The organism is Achromobacter sp. 18P8.1.1, assembly GCF_057799415.1.
In genome coordinates, this window is record NZ_JBYOKH010000014.1 from 1 (window position 1) to 18762 (window position 18762).

General features: G+C 63.3%; 13 protein-coding genes. 7 read left to right on the plus strand and 6 right to left on the minus strand.

Annotated features, from left to right (window positions below):
- The 6 genes from AC27VE_RS11290 to AC27VE_RS11315 form a co-directional block, all read right to left on the minus strand.
- The coding region (locus tag AC27VE_RS11290) for a retention module-containing protein (RefSeq protein ID WP_488703876.1) at positions 1-3462 on the minus strand (3462 nt) is incomplete at its 3' end.
- A gap of 84 nt (positions 3463-3546) precedes the next feature.
- Positions 3547-4203, minus strand: coding sequence for a helix-turn-helix transcriptional regulator (locus tag AC27VE_RS11295; RefSeq protein ID WP_315141199.1), 657 nt, complete (start codon positions 4201-4203; stop codon positions 3547-3549).
- Between the two features lie 19 nt (positions 4204-4222).
- Positions 4223-5644 (minus strand): HlyD family type I secretion periplasmic adaptor subunit, encoded by a 1422-nt coding sequence (locus AC27VE_RS11300; RefSeq protein ID WP_006227000.1) that lies wholly within the window; start codon positions 5642-5644, stop codon positions 4223-4225.
- Between the two features lie 7 nt (positions 5645-5651).
- On the minus strand, positions 5652-7817 hold the full coding sequence (locus AC27VE_RS11305) for a type I secretion system permease/ATPase (protein ID WP_488703877.1): 2166 nt from the start codon (positions 7815-7817) through the stop codon (positions 5652-5654).
- Complete coding sequence (locus AC27VE_RS11310) at positions 7801-8013, minus strand: hypothetical protein (protein ID WP_006226998.1); 213 nt, start codon at positions 8011-8013, stop codon at positions 7801-7803. Before AC27VE_RS11310 ends, AC27VE_RS11305 begins: the two co-directional genes overlap by 17 nt.
- A gap of 26 nt (positions 8014-8039) precedes the next feature.
- Complete coding sequence (locus AC27VE_RS11315; RefSeq protein ID WP_488703878.1) at positions 8040-9545, minus strand: TolC family outer membrane protein; 1506 nt, start codon at positions 9543-9545, stop codon at positions 8040-8042.
- 515 nt (positions 9546-10060) lie between these two features.
- Between AC27VE_RS11315 and leuC the strand changes: the two genes are divergently transcribed.
- From leuC to AC27VE_RS11350, 7 genes are all read left to right on the plus strand, one after another.
- Complete coding sequence (gene leuC, locus AC27VE_RS11320; RefSeq protein ID WP_488703879.1) at positions 10061-11464, plus strand: 3-isopropylmalate dehydratase large subunit; 1404 nt, start codon at positions 10061-10063, stop codon at positions 11462-11464.
- 26 nt (positions 11465-11490) lie between these two features.
- Complete coding sequence (gene leuD, locus AC27VE_RS11325; RefSeq protein WP_006226995.1) at positions 11491-12141, plus strand: 3-isopropylmalate dehydratase small subunit; 651 nt, start codon at positions 11491-11493, stop codon at positions 12139-12141.
- A 31-nt stretch (positions 12142-12172) separates the two neighbouring features.
- Positions 12173-13249 carry a 3-isopropylmalate dehydrogenase gene (gene leuB / locus AC27VE_RS11330; protein WP_006226994.1) on the plus strand — a complete coding sequence of 359 codons (1077 nt, stop codon included), beginning with the start codon at positions 12173-12175 and terminating at the stop codon, positions 13247-13249.
- 232 nt (positions 13250-13481) lie between these two features.
- Positions 13482-14612, plus strand: coding sequence for an aspartate-semialdehyde dehydrogenase (gene asd / locus AC27VE_RS11335; RefSeq protein ID WP_006226993.1), 1131 nt, complete (start codon positions 13482-13484; stop codon positions 14610-14612).
- Between the two features lie 257 nt (positions 14613-14869).
- Positions 14870-16768: a type IV pilus assembly protein FimV gene (locus AC27VE_RS11340; protein WP_488703880.1), complete on the plus strand. Its 1899-nt coding sequence runs from the start codon at positions 14870-14872 to the stop codon at positions 16766-16768.
- A gap of 3 nt (positions 16769-16771) precedes the next feature.
- On the plus strand, positions 16772-17581 hold the full coding sequence (truA, locus tag AC27VE_RS11345; protein WP_488703881.1) for a tRNA pseudouridine(38-40) synthase TruA: 810 nt from the start codon (positions 16772-16774) through the stop codon (positions 17579-17581).
- A gap of 53 nt (positions 17582-17634) precedes the next feature.
- A complete protein-coding gene (locus tag AC27VE_RS11350; protein WP_488703882.1) occupies positions 17635-18732 on the plus strand; it encodes a TRAP transporter substrate-binding protein in 1098 nt (365 codons plus the stop codon).
- Positions 18733-18762 lie beyond the last annotated feature (30 nt).

Genomic DNA, 18762 nt, shown 5'->3' on the forward strand with positions numbered 1-18762 from the left:
AGGGGCGTCGGTTTGTCCTGTGACCGTGATGGTCAGTGTGGCTGTGGCGCTCGCTCCGTCCGCATCCGTTACGGTATACGTGATCGAGGTGTTGGCGGATTCGCCATTGTTCAGGTACTGGAAGTCTACACCGGGGTTGAAGGAGTACGAGCCGTCGGCGTTCAAGGTGAACGTGCCACCATGGGAGCCCGCAATAGGCTGACCGACGCTGGCGTCGTTGTCATTGACCTTCGATACCCTAATGGTGTCGCCGTCGGGATCGCGGTCGTTGGCGAGAACACCATTCTGCGCGTCGACGTTGAAGGATGAGTCCTCGTCGGTGGTGCCGGTGTCGCCGGTGGCGACTGGAGCGGGGTTCTTAACGTCCCACTCGAATGTCTGTGTGACCTTGGCGCCAGCCGTGTCGGTAGCAGTAACGACGATGTTATAGACGCCGTTGTTGCCGCCTTGCGATGCGGAGGACTCGATCTTGCCAGAGATGAGGCCGGTGACCGGATCAAGGGTCAGGCCCGGGGGGAGGCCGGTCGCGGTGTAGGTCAGCGTATCGCCCTGGTCCACGTCCTGGAACTGCTTGGCGATATCGACGGGGGTGATGGTGTCGCTGTCGTTGCTGGTCAGGTTCTCGAGCATGACATCCGGAGTCAGGATGGGACCGTCATTCGATCCGGTAACCGTGATGGTCAGCGTGGCGGTGTCAGTCGCGCCTTGTGCATCGGAAACGGTATAAGTGATCGAGGTGGTTGTCGTTTGGTCAGCGGCAAGGTGCTGGAAAGAGGTGCCGGGGTTGAACGTGTAGGTACCGTCCGAGTTCAGCGTAAATGTGCCTCCGTTGGAGCCGGCCACAACCGTCCCCACGTTGGCTTCGGCGCCGTTGACCTTCGATATGCTCAGCGCGTCGTTGTCAGGATCCGTGTCGTTGCCGAGCACGCCTTCGGCGCGATGTTCGACGACCAATACGTTGTCTTGCGTTGTGACGCCGCTGTCATCGGCGGCAACCGGCGCAGGGTTACCTACCGTCCAGACGAACGTCTGCGAGACCGTCGCTCCGGTGCTGTCGGTAGCCGTTACCGTAATGCGGTATTCGCCCTTCACGCCCGTATTGGTGTGATCTGACGCCCAGTTGGTGAACGTACCAGAGAACGTGCCGGTGGCCGAATCGAACACCAGTCCGCCGGGCACATGGTCAACCGAGTAGGTCAGGACGTCGCCGTCGTCCAGATCGCTGAAGGCGCTGGACACGTTGTAGCTGACGGTATCACCGTCCATGTCGCTCTGGTTCTGCAGCGCGACGGCAGTGGGGGCATCATTCGTGCCGGTGATTTCGACCGTCAGCGTGGCGATACTGGTGCCGCCTTCGCCGTCCGAAACCGTGTAGGTGATGTAGCTGGTAGCGATTTGGCCTGCTGGCAGATGCTGGAAGGCATCGCCGGGATTGAACGAATAGGTACCGTCGGCGTTCAGGGTGAACGTGCCGCCGCCCACGCCGGCGATGGGTTTGCCTACGTCAGCGGCAGCACCGTTGACGGCTGAGACAATCAGAGTGTCGCCGTCCGGATCGGTGTCATTGGCCAACACTCCCGCGCTGGGATCGGTGACATTCAGGACCGAGTCTTCGTCGGTCTTGCCGGCATCGTCATTGGCCGTGGGCGCTGGGTTGGTGACGTCCCAGGTGAAATCCTGCGTGACAGAAGCACCGCTCTTGTCGGTGGCGGTGACGGTGACGGTGTAGACACCGTCGTTTCCGCCCTGAGAGGCGGAGTGATCCAATGTGCCGGAAATAATACCGGTGTTCGGGTCGATGGTCAGGCCCGGGGGCAGTCCGTCGGCCCTGTAGGTGAGGGAGTCGCCGTCGTCGACATCGGAGAACTGGCCGGAGACATCGATCGGGGTAATGGCTTGCCCATCTGTGCCGCTCTGGTTGTCCAGTGTGACGTCCGGGGTCAAGATTGGGGCGTCGTTGGTACCCGTGACGGTGACGGTCAGGGTGGCCGTGCTGCTGCCGCCTTCGCCGTCCGTGACGGTGTAGGTGATCGAACTGGTGGCCGTCTGACCCGCGCCCAACGTGTTGAACGTAGAACCCGGGTTGAAGGTATACGAGCCGTCGGCGTTCAGGGTGAACGTGCCGCCGTGGGAACCGGCCACGGCAACACCAACGTTGGCGGTGACGCCGTTGACCTGCGAGACAGTCAGCGTATCGCCGTCCGGGTCCTTGTCGTTGGTCAGCACTCCGTCCTGGGCGGTGACCGTCAGCGTAGCGTCCTCGCTGGTCGTCCCGGCGTCGTTATTGGCAGTGGGAGCGGGGTTGGTCACATCCCATTCAAACGCTTGGGAGGTCGTCGCACCGGCAGGATCCGTGGCCGTGACGGTCACGGTGTAGACGCCGTTGTTTCCGCCTTGAGAGGCGGAATGGTCGATTGTGCCGCTAATGATGCCGGTGACCGGGTCGATGCTCAGTCCGGGTGGCAGGCCGGTCGCGGCGTAGGTCAGTTTGTCGCTGGTGTCCGTATCCGAGAAATGGTTCGAAACGTCGTAACGAACGTCCGTTTGAGCGTCAATGCCGGAAGTGTCGGAAATGGAGGTGGACACCGGACCGTCGTTGGTGCCGGTTATGGTCACGACAACGGTCGCTGTGGATGTGGCGCCGCTGGGATCCGTGATGGTGTACGAGATTGTGCTGGTGGTCGTTTCGCCTTGGGCCAGGTGGTCATACTCCCCTCCCGGCGTGAAGACGTAGCTGCCGTCCGGCTGGACGGTGAACGTGCCGCCATTGCTGCCGATGACGGATACGCCGCCCGGCGTCATCGGGCGGCCGCTGACGGAAACGATGGCCAGGGGATCGCCATCGGGGTCAGAGTCGTTCGTCAGCAGATTGCCGCGGACGATGGAGTTCTGGTCGCCACGGCCGGTATCGTTCAGCGCCGACGGGGCGGTATTGGTGACGGTCGGCGTGGTGGCGCCGTCGTCGCCGTCACCCGTCAGGCCAGCGCCCAGGGCGCGCGGCACGGAGTCGTCGCCTCGGCCCGGATTCGGGTAGGCCAAGTCCAGCGGCGAGGTCGTTTCAAGAATACGGGCCAGGCGGACAAAGCTGCTGCCGCCGGCATCGCCGCCGCCAGCCACGACGGCGGCGGTGGGGTCCAGTTCGTCGAACGGGTCGCGTCCGGCTTGCAGGGCAGCCAGCAGGCGGTCGGAATCGGTGCCGGTAGGCGGGGCCACCGCGGCTTCGCTCGGATCGGCCAGCGGACCGCCCATGTCGCCGTTCACGGCGACTTCACGGCTTTCTCCGATGACGATCGGCATGCCGTTTTCAACCTGAAGGGAAACCGTGGCGCCCGAGGCAGTGACGATGTCGCTGCCGGCGGGGACTTTGCTGCCTTGATGCAGTTCCGTCAAAGATCCGTCGCTATTGCGAATCCAAGCGCGACCGGAGATTTCGTTGACGACTGCGGGAGAAGAGTTGGCCATGTGGGTTCCGTTTCAGGGAGTTATCCAAGATGACCAGATACTAGATGGCGCCGCTGGGGCGGGATATTGTCCTCAAGGACAGTATCAGGAAGTAATTTTGCTCCGGGTGTCGGCGGGTGCGGAAATGCCGTGCACGAGCAGGGCCAATTGCAGACGGTCAGACACCTTCAGCTTCTCGAAAACTGCCGAAAGGTGGGCCTTGACGGTACGTTCCGTAATGCCCAGCGCCTCGGCGATCGCGGCGTTGGCCTGGCCGCTGGCGGCGTACCGGGCGACGGTTATCTCGCGTTCGGTCAAGAGGCCGCCGTCCCAGGACTGAGAATCCTGGGCGCGTTCTGTCACTAATTTCAGCAGGCGGGCGACCAGCGAACGGCCCATCCAGATGCCTCCGGACGCCACCACCTCCAGCGCTTGCGCCAGCGCGGCGGCGGGGGCATGCGTGTGGCAATAGCCATGCGCGCCGGCGCCCAGCGCTTGCGTGCCTTGCTCGTCATTGGGGCTGGGGCTGGCGACGACCAGATGCAAGCCAGCCAGGGTCGATGCCCAGACGGGATCCTGCCAGGACGGCAGTCGCGGCACGTCGGCATCCAGCACGGCCAGGGCGCGGCCTTGCTCGCGCCAGCGCTGCAAGTCGGCCAGGCCGCGCCCGCGCGCCGCCAGCCAACGCGTAGGATCCAGCGCACGCCAGTGTTGCCACAGCAGGTCGTCGTGCGTAATCAACAGGACGGGAACAGGTTTCATAAAGCCTTCCAGCTCTCCTTTAACGTTCGGTAAAGGCATTCGCCTTGGCACGCAAAATCGGTTTGAGCAGGTACTGCAGCACAGTGCGCTTACCCGTCAGGATATGAACCTCCGCCACCATCCCCGGGATGATGGGCAATAGTTTGTCGCCTACCGTGCTGCGATCCGTGCGGACGCGCACCACATAGTAGGAATTGCCTTTTTCGTCGGTCACGGTGTCCGCGCCGATCTGTTCGACTTTGCCTTCCAGGCCGCCATAAATGGCGAAGTCATAGGCCGTGAATTTCACTTCGGCCTTCTGATCGGCGTGCAGGAAACCGATATCGCGCGGCTGAATGCGGACTTCCAGCAGCAGCGTGTCGTCCTTGGGCACGATCTCGATGATGTCTTTGCCCGGCTGCACCACACCGCCCACCGTGTTGTTGAAGAGCGTCTTGATGGTGCCGGCCAGCGGGGCGCGGACTTCAGCCAGCTTCACGCGGTCGGCCAGCGCCAGCTTGCCTTGGCGCAGGGTGGACAGCTTGGTGTTGGTTTCCGACAGTTCGCTGCGCGCCTGATTGCGGATGTTCAGCTCGGATTCTTCGAGCTTGCTTTGCGCTTCCTTGATCGACGCCTGGAAACGGTCGATCTGCGCTTCGGCCCCTTTCTGTTCGCCGCAGTAGCGCGCCACGTCGCGTTGCAGGCGCAGCAGGTCCACTTCGGATACGGCGCCGCTCTTGAGCAGCGGACGCGTCACCTGCAGCTCGCGCGAAGTCAGGCCGCAGCTGGCTGACGCCTGGTCGCGCTTGGCGATCGTTTCGCGCAGGTCTTCCTGCCGTTGCTTGAGCTGTTCGCGGGCGACGTTGACGGTGGCGTTCAGCTCGGTATTGCGCGCCTGCCAGGCGTTGCGCTCCATTTCGGCCAGGCCGGGCGCTTGCTTCAGCACCTCTTCCGGGGCCACGAAGGGCTCGCCGGTGGCCAACGCCTGCAAACGGGCCGACTTGGCGAGCAGCGACAGGTATTCAGCGTTGTTCTCGCCCAGCGAAGACGCGAACCGCGTGGAATCTATCTTCAGCAAGGTCTGGCCGGCTTGTACTTCCTGACCGGGACGCACCAGGATTTCCTCGACGATGCCGCCGTCCAGGCTCTGGATGATCTGCACTTGGCGGGACGGCACCACTTTGCCTTCGCCTCGCACGACTTCGTCAATGCTGCCGGTCGCGGCCCAGACGAGCAACAGTGCGGTCGCCAGCAGCGCCACCCACAGCAGGACGCGCGAACTGCGCGCCTGCGATTCATGGATCACCCATTCAGCGTTGCCGACATAGTCAGAACGCTTTTCAACCTTGCCTTTTTCCGTGCCGTCCAGCAGACGGTCGAAAAAGAACACGAAGACGTTGCGCAGTTTGCGCCACAAGCCGCCCAACAGGCCGTGCTTGGTCTCTCCAGGATTTTTCTGCATGGCGCCCTTAACTCCCGCGTCCGACGCGTCCCTGACGCAGTGCTTCGACAACTTGCTCCTTGGGGCCGTCGGCCACGATGTGACCGTTGTCGATCACGATCAGGCGTTCGACCAGGTCCAGCAGTGCGGTGCGGTGCGTGACCAGCAGGATCGTCTTGGTCGCGCTGGCTTCGCCAAGCCGCTTGCGCAGTTGAGCTTCGCTCTGGTGGTCCATGTTGCTGCTGGGTTCGTCCAAGAGCAGGATGGGGGGATCGTTGATCAGGGCGCGAGCGACAGCCACGGATTGGCGCTGGCCGCCCGACAGCGATTCGCCGCGCTCACCGATCACCATGTCGAACCCGTTGGGGTGCAGGTTGGCGAAATCCGTGACGCCGGCCAGGTTGGCGGCGGCCAGGATGCTGGCGTCGTCCGCATAGGGCGCGCCCATGGCCAAGTTGTGCTTCAGGCTGCCGTAGAACAGCGTCGGATCTTGCGGCACGTGGCCGATCGCGCGGCGGACGTCGGCCGGGTCGATCTGGCGCACGTCCACGCCGTCCAGCAACACGGCGCCTTCGGTGGGTTGATACAGCGCCAGCGCCAGCTTCTCCAGCGTGGTCTTGCCCGAACCGATGCGGCCAATGATGCCGACCTTTTCGCCGGGTTTGAGCTTGAACGACACTTTCTTCAGCACCGGCTGCGTGCTACCGGGGTAGGTAAAGGTCACGTCGCGGAATTCCAGACCGCCGTGGAATACCGGGCGATGCAGGAATTCAGCTTCGGCGGGACGTTCGATCGGCAGCTTCATATAGTTGTCGATCGAGCCCAGCGAGGTACGGGCATTCTGATATTGCATCAGCAAACCCGCCACCTGGCCCAGCGGGGCCAGGCAACGGCCCGCGATCATGGACGCGGCGATGATGCCGCCCATGGACATGGCGGATTCCTGCGCCTGGTACACGCCGATGATCACGACGGCGATCGACACCAGTTGCTGCACGGCCTGCACGAAGCCCACCGTGGACGAAGAGATCAGCTTGAGCTTGCCCCCCGTTTGCGCGATGAATTCGGTGGCGCGTTCCCAGTTGCGTTGGATGGAACCCTGGGCGTTCAGCGTTTTGACGGCCTCCAGGCCGGTCAGCGCTTCCACCAGCGTCGCGTTGCGTTGCGAGCTGGCCTGGAATGACGCCATGGTCAGCGCTTCCATGCGCGCTTGCGCGGCCAGCGACACCAGCAGGATCAGGACGATGGCCACCAGGGGCGGCAGAATCATCCACGGCGAGATCCAGGCCAGGGCGGCCAGGAACAGCACGATGAATGGCAGGTCGACCAGCGTGGTGATAGTGGCCGACGCGATGAAATCGCGGATGGACTCAAAAGATCGCAGGTTGGCCGCGAACGATCCTACGGATACGGGCCGGCCCTCCATGCGCAAGTCCAGCACGCGTTCCATGATCTGCGCGGACAGGCGCACATCGACCCGCTTGCTGGCGCTGTCCACCACGTGCGAACGCGCGGTGGAGAGGATCATGTTGAAAATCACGACCAGGGTGATGCCGATCGCCAGGACCCACAGGGTCTCGACGGCGTTGTTGGGCACCACGCGGTCATACACGTTCATGGTGAACAACGGCATCGCCATGGCGAAGATGTTGATCAGCAGGGCGGCGATCAACGCGTCGCGGTACAGGCGGCGGTTTTCCATGATGGCGGCCCAGAACCAATGGCGCTCGCGCACTTTGGCGACTTCCGGGGCCCGCGCGTCAAACCGGAACTGCGGACGCACGAAGCAAACCAGGCCGGTGTACTGCGCGGCCAGGGCTTCGGGCGTCATTTCAACGGAGCTGCCGCCCAGTTCGGGGTGGCTGACCACATATTTGCCGTCTTCCTTTTTCAGCAGCAGGCAGGCGCGTTCGCCTTGCAGCAGCAGGATGGCGGGCAACAGGTCCTGGGAAATGCTGTCCAGCGTGCGCTTTACCACCCGCGCCGACAATTGCGCGCGCGCTGCCGCGCGGGGCAGCAGGGCAGGGGTTAGACGGTGCTCTTCCAACGGCAGACCCGAGGAAAGCGCCTGGGCGGTTGCCGTCACGCCGTGCAGGCGCGTGATTTCAACCAGGCAATCAAGCAGTGGATCATCGTGCGCCGCACGAGCGTCGGCACGCCATTCCCGAGCTGCCTTGTCAGATAACTTGTCCATCTTCGTCATCCAATAGGTCGAGGTGTTCCGAGAGGCGCGCGCGTTGCTGCTTGCGCTGTGAAAGTTTTTGCTGTGCCTGGATAGGCAGGTCCGTCATGCGCAAGGTGCCATTGGCGATCAAGGCGTCGATCAGGTCTTCCAGGACGCGGACAAAGTCCGCGTCCAACTGCGAAAATTCTTTGCCCTGGGGCGTCATATGGCCTCCTTGCGACCCAACCCCGGTCAGGGCTTGGCGTTGGGCGCGTTCAGCGGCACGAGCGTGGGCGGCAGCGTGCCTTCGTTATATTGGACGCGCACCGGAGCCAGGCGGGCAGCATCGGGAACCGTCGAATTGCAAAGCTTGATCACTTCGTCGGTTACCACAAGCTTGCCGTTTTCCTCAGGCATTTCGTTGCGCGCGGGTTGCAAAGTCAGCGCCGGCAGCAGCGTGTGCGACAGCGCCAGCCAGCGATATTGCGCAAGCTTGAGGTCGTAGATGCCGTTGGTCAATGCGCGGCGCGATTCGAACAGTTCATTTTCGGTGTCCAGCAAGTCCAGCAGCGAACGCTGGCCGATCTGGAACTGCTGGGCGTAGGCATCGCGCACCTTGGTGGTAGCCACTTCGTGGTCACGCAGGAAAGGCAGCTTCTGGCTCAGGCTGACAATGTTGTTCCAGGCCACGGCCAGATCTTGCTGCACGTTGCGGCAGGTGTAGTCGCGGATATCCCGCGCGGCATAGGACTGCGCGGCGGTTTGGCGCACGCGGGCGGAATCGGCGCCGCCGCGGTACAGGTTATAGCTCATCACGACCTGGACGCTGGAGCTTTGGATGTCGCGGCTTTGCGGCGTGGGGTCGTTCTGGTCGCGGCCCGTGGAGGCCACGAATTCAAACTTCGGCGAAAACGCACCCTTGGAAGACGACACGCCCGCTTCGGCGGCCTGCAGCCCGGCTTGCTTGGACAGGAAGCTGGGATTGCGGCGCAGCGAATCATTGAAGTTGCCAGGCTTGACCGGCAGTTTGTCGCCCACTTCGGGCGTCGGTTGCATGGATTCGGGCGGGAAGGCGCCGGTTACACGCTGGAAGCGTTGCTGCACATCAAGCAGGTTGGCGCTTTCCGTCATCAGGTTGGTCTGGGCCAGCGACAGGCGACCGCCCGCCTGTTCCAGATCGACCCGGCGTCCTACACCGGATTCCGTGCGTTCGCCGATTTGTTTCAGCGTCTGCTCGTGCAGCGAATAGTTCTGCCGGGCCAGCAATTCCATGTCGCGGTAGCGCTGCAGGTCGATATAGGCTTGAACGGCGGCAAAAGCCGTGGAGTCGCTGGTGGCAAGGACGTCGTAAAAGCGTGCCAGCTTGTCAAAACCGGCTTGTTTGACGTCGTTGCTGGTGCGGAAACCGTCAAATATCAATTGGCGCAATTCGACGTTGTACCCAGGGCGGCTCCAGTTCTGCGAACCTACGCCCGGCACGTTGTTCCGGTATTCCCGGCCCACGTAACCTTGCGCATTGATCTGCGGGAAAAACGCCCCACGGGCCACCGACTGGCCTTCCAGCGAAGCTTGGAAGTCGTGGTACTTGGCCTGGATCTCGGGATTGCTGAGCAGCGTTTGTTCAACGATCTGGTTCAGCGTCACTGCGGGTTGGCCGTCGGCAGGGGCGGCGGCGGGCGCTGCGGTCTGCGCAAAGGCAGCGGGAACAAAGGCCAGGGCAATTATCGAAGTCGTGCTTTTGAGCAAAAACGAAGCCATAGTGATTATTCGCGAGTCAGGTTGGATTGAATGGCCGCCATGTTGTATGCAAATGTCATATTCTTCGAGTCAAGATTTGTAAAGTCTTGCTGGATGCAACGGGTGGGCCATGAGATTTCTTCGCGCAACATCACCTAAAAGCACTGAATTTGCACGAACTTCACGACATATACCTGCCCCTTTTTTCATTAATACGCTTTATTGCGCATTATTTCGAATAAGGGTCAGGCATAGTGAAACTGGATTATATCGTTTTGATAATTTTGTATCTATTTTCTTTAACTAAAGTTTGAAGCGTGATTAATTTCCCACAGTGTTTGACACGCGCGAACGTCGGATTGAAGGGACAGATTCCGTAACGAACATGGTAGTGCTGGTACTAGTATGTATGGTGCAGTTGTACTAGGTTCAGACCCTGGGCATAATTCCTACATGCCGCAGTGGCCGGCGCGGGAGCGATTTGCTTTTCAACCGCGCGAGGCACGAGCCGGATTGTCTATTTGCAGAGCGCATCCATGGCCCAAACCCTTTACGACAAACTCTGGGACGCCCACATCGTCCACCAGGAATCAGACGGCACCTGTCTGCTCTATATCGACCGCCATCTGCTGCACGAAGTCACCAGCCCGCAGGCGTTCGAGGGCTTGGCGATTGCCGGGCGCAAACCGTGGCGCACGGGCGCCAACCTGGCGGTCGCGGATCACAACGTCCCGACGATCAATCGCGCCCAGGGTATCGAGGACCCGGTATCCCGCCTGCAAGTGGACACGCTGGACACCAATTGCGATAAGTACGGCATTACCGAATTCCGCATGAATGACCTGCGCCAGGGCATCGTGCACGTGATCGGACCCGAGCAGGGCGCGACCTTGCCTGGCATGACCGTCGTCTGTGGCGACTCGCACACCAGCACGCACGGCGCGCTGGGTGCGCTGGCCTTTGGTATCGGCACGTCGGAAGTCGAGCACGTGCTGGCGACCCAGACGCTCTTGATGAAGAAAGCCAAGAGCATGCTGATCAAGGTGGAAGGCGAATTGCCCTTCGGCTGTACGGCCAAGGACGTCGTCCTGCACATCATCGGCATCATCGGCACGGCCGGCGGCACCGGCCACGCCATCGAATTCGCCGGCAGCACCATCCGCGCGCTGTCCGTGGAAGGCCGCATGACGGTCTGCAACATGGCGATTGAGGCCGGCGCCCGCTCGGGCATGGTGGCGGTGGACGACAAGACCGTCGAATACTTCCGTGGCCGGCCCTTTGCCCCTGTGGGCGTGGTGTGGGACCAGGCCGTCAAATACTGGCGCACCCTGCACACGGACGAAGGCGCCAAGTTCGACACCGTGGTCGAAGTCAACGCACGCGACATCAAGCCGCAAGTCACCTGGGGCACCTCGCCTGAAATGGTGTTGCCGGTGGACTCCCGCGTGCCGGACCCCGACCGCGAAAAGGACGATGTGCGCCGCAGCGGCATGGAACGCGCCCTGGAGTACATGGGCCTGAAGCCGAATACTCCGCTGACCGATATCCGTGTGGATCGCGTGTTCATCGGCTCGTGCACCAACTCGCGCATCGAAGATTTGCGCGCGGCCGCCGTCGTGGCGCGCGGCAAGCGCGTGGCCTCGAACGTGCGCCAGGCGATGGTGGTGCCGGGGTCGGGCCTCGTCAAACAGCAAGCCGAACGCGAAGGCCTGGACAAGATCTTCATCGAAGCTGGCTTTGAATGGCGCGAGCCCGGTTGCTCGATGTGCCTGGCCATGAACGCCGACCGCCTGGAACCTGGCGAACGTTGCGCCTCCACGTCCAACCGCAATTTCGAAGGACGGCAGGGCCAGGGCGGCCGCACGCATCTCGTCAGCCCGGCCATGGCCGCCGCCGCTGCCGTGGCCGGCCATTTCGTCGACGTCCGCACGTTCCGTTAAGCGAATCAGCCCCGAGTACCGACATCATGCAAGCATTTACCACTCACGAAGGCCTGGTGGCTCCGCTCGATCGCGAAAACGTCGACACGGACCTCATCATTCCCAAGCAATTCCTCAAGTCCATCCAGCGCACGGGTTTCGGCCCGAACCTCTTTGACGAGCTGCGCTACCTGGATCACGGCGAACCCGGCATGGACAACAGCAAGCGTCCGCTGAACCCGGATTTCGTGCTGAACCAACCGCGTTACCAGGGCGCCTCGGTGCTGCTGGCGCGCAAGAACTTCGGTTGCGGCTCCAGCCGCGAACACGCGCCCTGGGCGCTGACGCAGTATGGCTTTCGCGCCATCATCGCGCCGTCCTACGCCGATATCTTCTTCAACAACAGCTTCAAGAACGGCCTGCTGCCGATCGTGCTGTCCGAATTGGAAGTGGCGCGCTTGTTCGACGAAGTCAAAGCCTTCCCGAACTACAAGCTGAACATCGATCTGGACCGCCAGGTCGTGATTGCCCCGGACGGCCGCGCGATGGGCTTCGACATCGAACCCTTCCGCAAGTATTGCCTGCTGAACGGTTTCGACGACATCGGCCTGACCTTGCGCCATGCCGACAAGATCCGCGCCTTCGAGGCCGAGCGCCTGGCCCGCCACCCCTGGCTGGAAAGCCGTCCCATCGCCTGAATCCCATTCTGACCACAGGATCGTTTCTTAAATGACCCACCACATTGCAGTCTTGCCGGGTGACGGCATCGGCCCGGAAATCGTTGAACAGGCCGTGCGCGTCCTGAATGCGCTGGACGTGTCCTTCGACATCAAGCAGGCCCCCGTGGGCGGCGCCGCGTTCGACCAGTTCGAGCACCCGCTGCCGCCGGCCACGCTGAACCTGGCCAAGGAATCGGACGCCGTGCTGTTCGGCGCCGTGGGCGACTGGAAGTACGACAGCCTGCCGCGCGAATTCCGTCCTGAGCAAGCCATCCTGGGCCTGCGCAAGGCGCTGGGCCTGTTCGCCAACCTGCGTCCCGCCATCCTGTATCCCGAGCTGGCCAGCGCCTCGTCCCTCAAGCCCGAGATCGTGTCCGGCCTGGACATCCTGATCATTCGCGAACTGACCGGCGACATCTATTTCGGCACGCCGCGCGGCGTGCGTTCGTCGCCCGACGGCGCCTTCACGGGCGAACGCGAAGGCTACGACACGATGCGCTACGCCGAATCCGAAGTGCGCCGCATCGCGCGCATCGGCTTCGAATCGGCCCGCAAGCGCAACAAGAAGCTGTGCAGCGTGGACAAGGCCAACGTGCTGGAAACCTCGCAGTTCTGGCGCGATATCGTCATTGAGGTGGCGCGCGAATATCCCGACGTCGAGCTGTCGCACATGTACGTCGACAACGCCGCGATGCAGCTGGTGCGCAACCCGCGCCAATTCGACGTCATCGTCACGGGCAACCTCTTCGGCGACATCCTGTCGGACGAAGCCGCCATGCTGACGGGCTCGATCGGCATGCTGCCGTCCGCCTCGCTGAATGCCGGCGGCCAAGGCTTGTACGAACCCAGCCACGGCTCCGCGCCTGACATCGCCGGCCAAGGCATCGCCAACCCGCTGGCAACGATCCTGTCGGCGGCCATGCTGCTGCGCTACTCGCTGAATCTGGCGCCGCAGGCCGACCGCATCGAAGCCGCCGTGCGCCGCGTGCTGGCTGACGGCTTGCGCACCGCCGACATCTTCGAGCCGGGCACGACGAAAGTCGGCACGGCAGGCATGGGCGACGCGGTACTCAAAGCCCTGGCCTGATTTGCCTGGCAAGGGGCGCGCCCTTGCGGCGCAGCCCCTCGGTTTCCAAGGGCCGCCCGCAAGGCGGCCCTTTTTGTCGTGTTGCGACGGCGCTGCGAAAGGCGGGCCCGCATCTTGCGGCCCCTATTTTTTAAAGCTGCGCTGCAACATCAATGCGTGCATTCTGATAAATTGTTGAATTGCACGTTTTTTCTACCCCAGACCTTGTCTCCACCTTTATAGAGCGATTGAAATGAATCAAGCAGTAGGCCTTGTCGGCTGGCGCGGAATGGTCGGCTCGGTGCTCATGCAACGCATGCGCGACGAGAACGACTTCGCACTGATCGAACCGGTGTTCTTTTCCACCAGCAACGCTGGCGGCGCCGCGCCCACTTGGGCCGAAGGCGCAGGTCCGTTGCAAAATGCCTACGATATTGATGCTCTGAAAAAACTGCCGATCATCGTGACGGCGCAAGGTGGCGATTACACGTCCGAGGTCTACCCGAAGCTGCGTGGCGCGGGCTGGAATGGCATTTGGATCGATGCGGCCAGCACCCTGCGCATGGCCGACGACGCCATCATCGTGCTGGACCCGGTCAATCGCCCGGTGATCGACGCGGCGCTCAAGCGCGGCGTGCGCAACTTCATCGGCGGCAACTGCACTGTCAGCTGCATGCTGATGGGCCTGGCCGGCCTGTTCAACAACGACCTGGTGGAATGGATGACCACCATGACGTACCAGGCTGCATCCGGTGGCGGTGCGCAGCACATGCGCGAACTGCTGACCCAGTTCGGTGAAATCAACCAGGCGGTCAAGCCCCTGCTGAACGACCCCGCGTCTGCCATCCTGGAAATCGACCGCGGCGTGCTGGCCAAGCAGAAGGATCCGGCGCTGCCCCACGAACATTTCGGCGTGCCGCTGGGCGGCAACCTGATTCCCTGGATCGACAAGGACCTGGGCGACGGGATGTCGAAGGAAGAGTGGAAGGGCGAAGTCGAGACCAACAAGATCCTGGGCCGCGGCGCCGCTTTCGGTACGGCTCCGACCCCGATCGACGGCCTGTGCGTGCGCATCGGTGCGATGCGCTGCCACAGCCAGGCGCTGACCATCAAGCTCAAGCGCGATGTGCCGCTGGACGAAATCGAAGCGCTGATCGCCCAAGGCACGCAATGGGCCAAGGTCATTCCGAATACCAAGGAAGCAACCGTTTCCGCACTGACCCCGGTTGCCGTGACCGGCACGCTGGATATTCCGGTGGGCCGTCTGCGCAAGCTGTCGATGGGTTCCCAGTACCTGGGCGCCTTCACGGTGGGCGACCAACTGCTGTGGGGCGCCGCCGAGCCGCTGCGCCGCATGCTGCGCATCGCGCTAGCCGAAGCCTGATGCCGTTTCGGGCGCCCTGTTTGGGTGCCTGATCTTACGGTTTGGCAAACAAGGGCACCTGCGGGTGCCCTTGATGTTTATGCAATCGTCAAAGCAGTGTGGTGGATGTGCCCGCGAGCCAACGCCAATGCGCCTTTCAGGTTTGTGAAATGCGCGTCATCCATTACACTTTTCCGGTGAATTGAGGCCTGTTCTCACTTAACTGGTGCGAACGGGCTCTAGCCCGTAATTCGACTACAAGAACGGAATTCCAGCTTATGACCCAGCGTTCGCGCCATGTGAAGCATGCCCGCCGTTTGAAAACCCTTCAATGGGCGGTCGCCCTGGCGATAGGGTCGAGCATGTGCAGTTCGGCGCTGGCCATGCGCGTGGGGCATTCGCGTGTCGTGTCCGTGCCGGGTGCGCCCTTGCAGGCCGTAGTGGGGTTGCAGGAACTGACCCCCGACGAAGTGGCTTCACTGAAGGTGAAGGTAGCCGACGAAGCCGCCTGGGAACGCGCGGGCCTGAAGCCGCCGGTGCCACTGGCCAGCATGGTGGTCAGGGTTGAAGACGGGCTGGACGGCACGCGCAAGAATCTGCGGGTGCGCGGCACGCAGCCTCCGGCAAGCGGGGCAGTGGACTTGCTGCTGGATATCAGTTCCAGTTCCGGGCAGCGTCAGGTGCAGGTCAGCGTGCTGGTGCCCTTGCGCGGCACCGGCGCCGATGTGACGCCGGCCGCGGTCGGCACAACGGCGCGCGCGGGCGGCACGGCGGGTTCCGTCAATGTGAAGTCGGGCGACAACCTTTTCGCCATCGCTCAACGCAACGCGGTGCCCAACGCGTCGGTCTATCAGATGCTGGTTGCGCTGTGGCGCGCCAACCCCGAGGCGTTCATCCAGAACAATATGAATCTGGTGCGCGCCGGGCAAAAACTGAATATCCCGGATGCGGCAACGGTCCGAGCGATTGATCCCGCGGAAGCGCGCCGTATTTTCAATGAACATGCCGAGGCGTTTGCCAAGTACCGTGCACGGCTTGGCGCTGCTGCGGGTGCCAATCCTTCGGTGGTGAAGGGCCAGGACGCGGCATCGGGCACCGTCGCCCGACCGGGCGACACGGGCGTGGCCAGCGCCGCGCCCACGCAAGACCGCGTCCGCCTGTCCACCGGCCAAGCGCAGGACAGCGCCTCCGCGCAAGCGGAAGCGCAAGCCGATGCTCGGACCTCGTCCGAGCGCGCCATGAAAGACGTGGAAAGCCGGGTGAGTCAGCTGCAGACCAATGTGGACGACCTGAACAAGGCCGTCGCCCAGCAGGGTGCTGCCGGGGCCGGTGGCGCAGCGGGTGCTGCTGGTGCTTCGGGCGCCGCAGGCACTTCGGGTGCCGCAGGTACTCCGGGCGCGGCAGGTGCCTCAGGTGCCGCAGGTACTCCGGGTGCCGCAGGTGCTTCGGGCGCCGCAGGTACTTCGGGCGCCGCAGGTACTCCGGGCGCAGCAGGTACTCCGGGCGCGGCGGGTGCTTCAGGTGCCGCAGGTACTTCGGGTGCCGCAGGTACCTCGGGCGCGGCAGGTGCTTCGGGTGCAGCCGGTACCTCGGGCGCAGCCGGTACCCCGGGTGCAGCAGGGACCTCGGGCGCAGCAGGTGCCCCGGGTGCAGCGAGTACTCCGGGCGCAGCGGGTACTCCGGGCGCAGCAGGTACTCCTGGCGCCGCAGGTGCCCCGGGTGCAGCGAGTACTCCGGGCGCAGCAGGTACTCCGGGCGCAGCAGGTGCCCCGGGCGCAGCCGGTACTTCGGGCGCAGCCGGTACTCCTGGCGCCGCAGGTACCCCGGGTGCAGCAGGCGCGCCAGGCGCAGCCGGCACACCCGGTGCGTCCTCTGCCGACAAAGCGGTGGGCACTGCTCCTACCAACGCCAAAGACCTGACTTCCGGCATGCCCAGCTGGCTTGCCGATAATCTGCTCGTCATCGTCACCGCCGTGCTGGCGCTGATCGCATTCGCCATCGCCTGGCTGCTGCGCCGTGCCGGCGCCCGGCGCGGGGACGACGACGAGGAAACGTACGCCTATAACGAGCCTGCGCTGGACACGGCAGCGCTGAACCGCAAGCTCGATACGATCAATCTCGACCTGGACGAACCGCCCACGGACGAACCGCGCCGAGTCAGCGGTCCACGGGTTTGAATAATGTCTAGAGTTGCATTGGGGCTGGCGTATGACGGCTCCGCTTGGCAGGGTTGGCAGACGCAGCCGCACCGGCAGACGGTGCAGGACACGCTGGAATCCGCCCTGGCCAGTTTTTGTGGTGTGGAAGGTGTCGTTCCCACAATTTGCGCCGGCCGCACCGATACCGGCGTGCATGGTGCGATGCAGGTGGTCCATCTGGACACGACGCTGGACCGCCGCATGGAATCCTGGGTGCGGGGCGTGAACGCGTTTCTGCCTTCCACTGTCTCGGTGCAGTGGGCGCAGTCGGTGTCCGACGAATTCCATGCGCGATTCTCCGCGCGCGCCCGCACCTACGTCTATTTGCTGTGGCGCGGCCGGGTTCGGCCGGCGCTATGGGCGGGCAGGGCGGGCTGGTGCTTTCAGCCGCTGGATGTGGCGGCCATGCAGGCCGCCGCGAATGCGCTGCTGGGCGAACACGATTTCTCCAGCTTCCGGTCTTCGCAATGCCAGGCCAAGCATCCGGTGCGCCACATGCACCGGCTGGACATCGAAGAGCGCGGGCCCTTCCTGGTGTTCACTTTGAAGGCCAATGCGTTCCTGCATCACATGGTGCGCAACATCATGGGCGCGTTGTTGCAGATCGGGCAGGGCAGGGAATCCGTGGACTGGATGGCGCAGTTGTTGTCCTGGCGCGACCGCAAGCTCGGCGCGCCCACGTTTTCGCCGGATGGCCTGTATTTGTCCGCGATTGATTACCCGGCTGAATTTGGCCTGGAAGAGTTGGACGGCGGGTCGTTGTTGCTGTCGCCGTTCACGCAAACCTATTAGGAAAGCGCCGTAACCCAAGGCGCGTTTCCCGCGCCCATTTGGAGGTCTTTGCCATGCAACGCCGCGCGTTTTTGAAGCAAACTGCCTTGGGTGCCGCCGCAGGCAGCGCTGCGTTGGCGGCTCCGGCCTTCGCGCAGGAGGCGCCCACCGTGTCGTGGCGGCTGGCGTCCAGCTTCCCGAACGAATCGCCCACGCTGTTTGCGGGCGCGGAGGACGTCGCGCGGTATGTGGCTGAAGTCACCGACGGGCGCTTCAACATCGAGATCTTCCCCGCCGGCGATCTGGTGCAGCCCGGCCAGGTGTTGGAAGCCGTGCAGCACCGTGTGGTGGACTGCGGCCATACCGCGTCGACCCGGTACTTCGACATGGATCCCGCGCTGTGTTTCGACGCCGGTGTGCCGTTCGGCCTGAATACCCGGCAGATGAATGCCTGGATGACGCAAGGCGAAGGCCTGGCGCTGACGCGCGTGCTTTTCGATAAATACAACATCTTGAATTTCCCCTGTGGTTACACCGGGGCGCAGATGGGTGGCTGGTTCCGCGGCGAGGTCAAGACCGTGGATGACCTGCGCGGCTTGAAGGTCAAGGCGGGCGGGTTCGCCCGGCACGTGCTGTCGCGCCTGGGTGCGACGCCGGTCGAGGTGGCGGTCTCGGATACCTATGCCGCGCTGGAAGACGGAACGGTAGACGCCGTGGCGTGGATTGGCCCCCATGACGACGAAAGCCTGGCGCTCTATAAAGTCGCCCGGAACTATTACTTTCCGGGATGGTGGGCGGGCACCGTGCAACTGTCGCTGTACGTGAATCAGGATGCGTACGACGAATTGCCCAAGCCGTATCAATCCGCGCTGGCGCTGGCCTGCCGGATGGCCACAGGCAACATGATCGCCAAGTACGACGCCGGCAACCCGGATGCCCTGCGCCGGCTGGTGTCGCGCGGCGCGCAACTGAAGGCGTTTCCCAAGCCCGTTCTGCAAGCGTGCTACGAGGCCTCGCTGGCCGCCTATAAAGAGATGGGCGCCAAGGACCCGATGTTCAAGAAGCTGTACGAAAGCATGACGGCCTTCCGGGACAAGGAGGTGCCGTGGTTCCGCGTGGCCGAAGGCAGTTTCGATAATCTGATCGCCACGCTGGGCCAGCCGGGCGCCTGAACGCACGCGGCGCGCCGGATATACTGGACC

Coding starts and splice junctions, on each gene's coding strand:
- asd (WP_006226993.1), top strand. CDS start 13,482: ATGAATCAAGCAGTAGGCCTTGTCGGCTGGCGCGGAATGGTCGGCTCG.
- AC27VE_RS11315 (WP_488703878.1), bottom strand. CDS start 9,545: ATGGCTTCGTTTTTGCTCAAAAGCACGACTTCGATAATTGCCCTGGCC.
- AC27VE_RS11295 (WP_315141199.1), bottom strand. CDS start 4,203: ATGAAACCTGTTCCCGTCCTGTTGATTACGCACGACGACCTGCTGTGG.
- AC27VE_RS11305 (WP_488703877.1), bottom strand. CDS start 7,817: ATGGACAAGTTATCTGACAAGGCAGCTCGGGAATGGCGTGCCGACGCT.
- AC27VE_RS11350 (WP_488703882.1), top strand. CDS start 17,635: ATGCAACGCCGCGCGTTTTTGAAGCAAACTGCCTTGGGTGCCGCCGCA.
- leuC (WP_488703879.1), top strand. CDS start 10,061: ATGGCCCAAACCCTTTACGACAAACTCTGGGACGCCCACATCGTCCAC.
- leuD (WP_006226995.1), top strand. CDS start 11,491: ATGCAAGCATTTACCACTCACGAAGGCCTGGTGGCTCCGCTCGATCGC.
- leuB (WP_006226994.1), top strand. CDS start 12,173: ATGACCCACCACATTGCAGTCTTGCCGGGTGACGGCATCGGCCCGGAA.
- AC27VE_RS11300 (WP_006227000.1), bottom strand. CDS start 5,644: ATGCAGAAAAATCCTGGAGAGACCAAGCACGGCCTGTTGGGCGGCTTG.
- AC27VE_RS11310 (WP_006226998.1), bottom strand. CDS start 8,013: ATGACGCCCCAGGGCAAAGAATTTTCGCAGTTGGACGCGGACTTTGTC.
- truA (WP_488703881.1), top strand. CDS start 16,772: ATGTCTAGAGTTGCATTGGGGCTGGCGTATGACGGCTCCGCTTGGCAG.
- AC27VE_RS11340 (WP_488703880.1), top strand. CDS start 14,870: ATGACCCAGCGTTCGCGCCATGTGAAGCATGCCCGCCGTTTGAAAACC.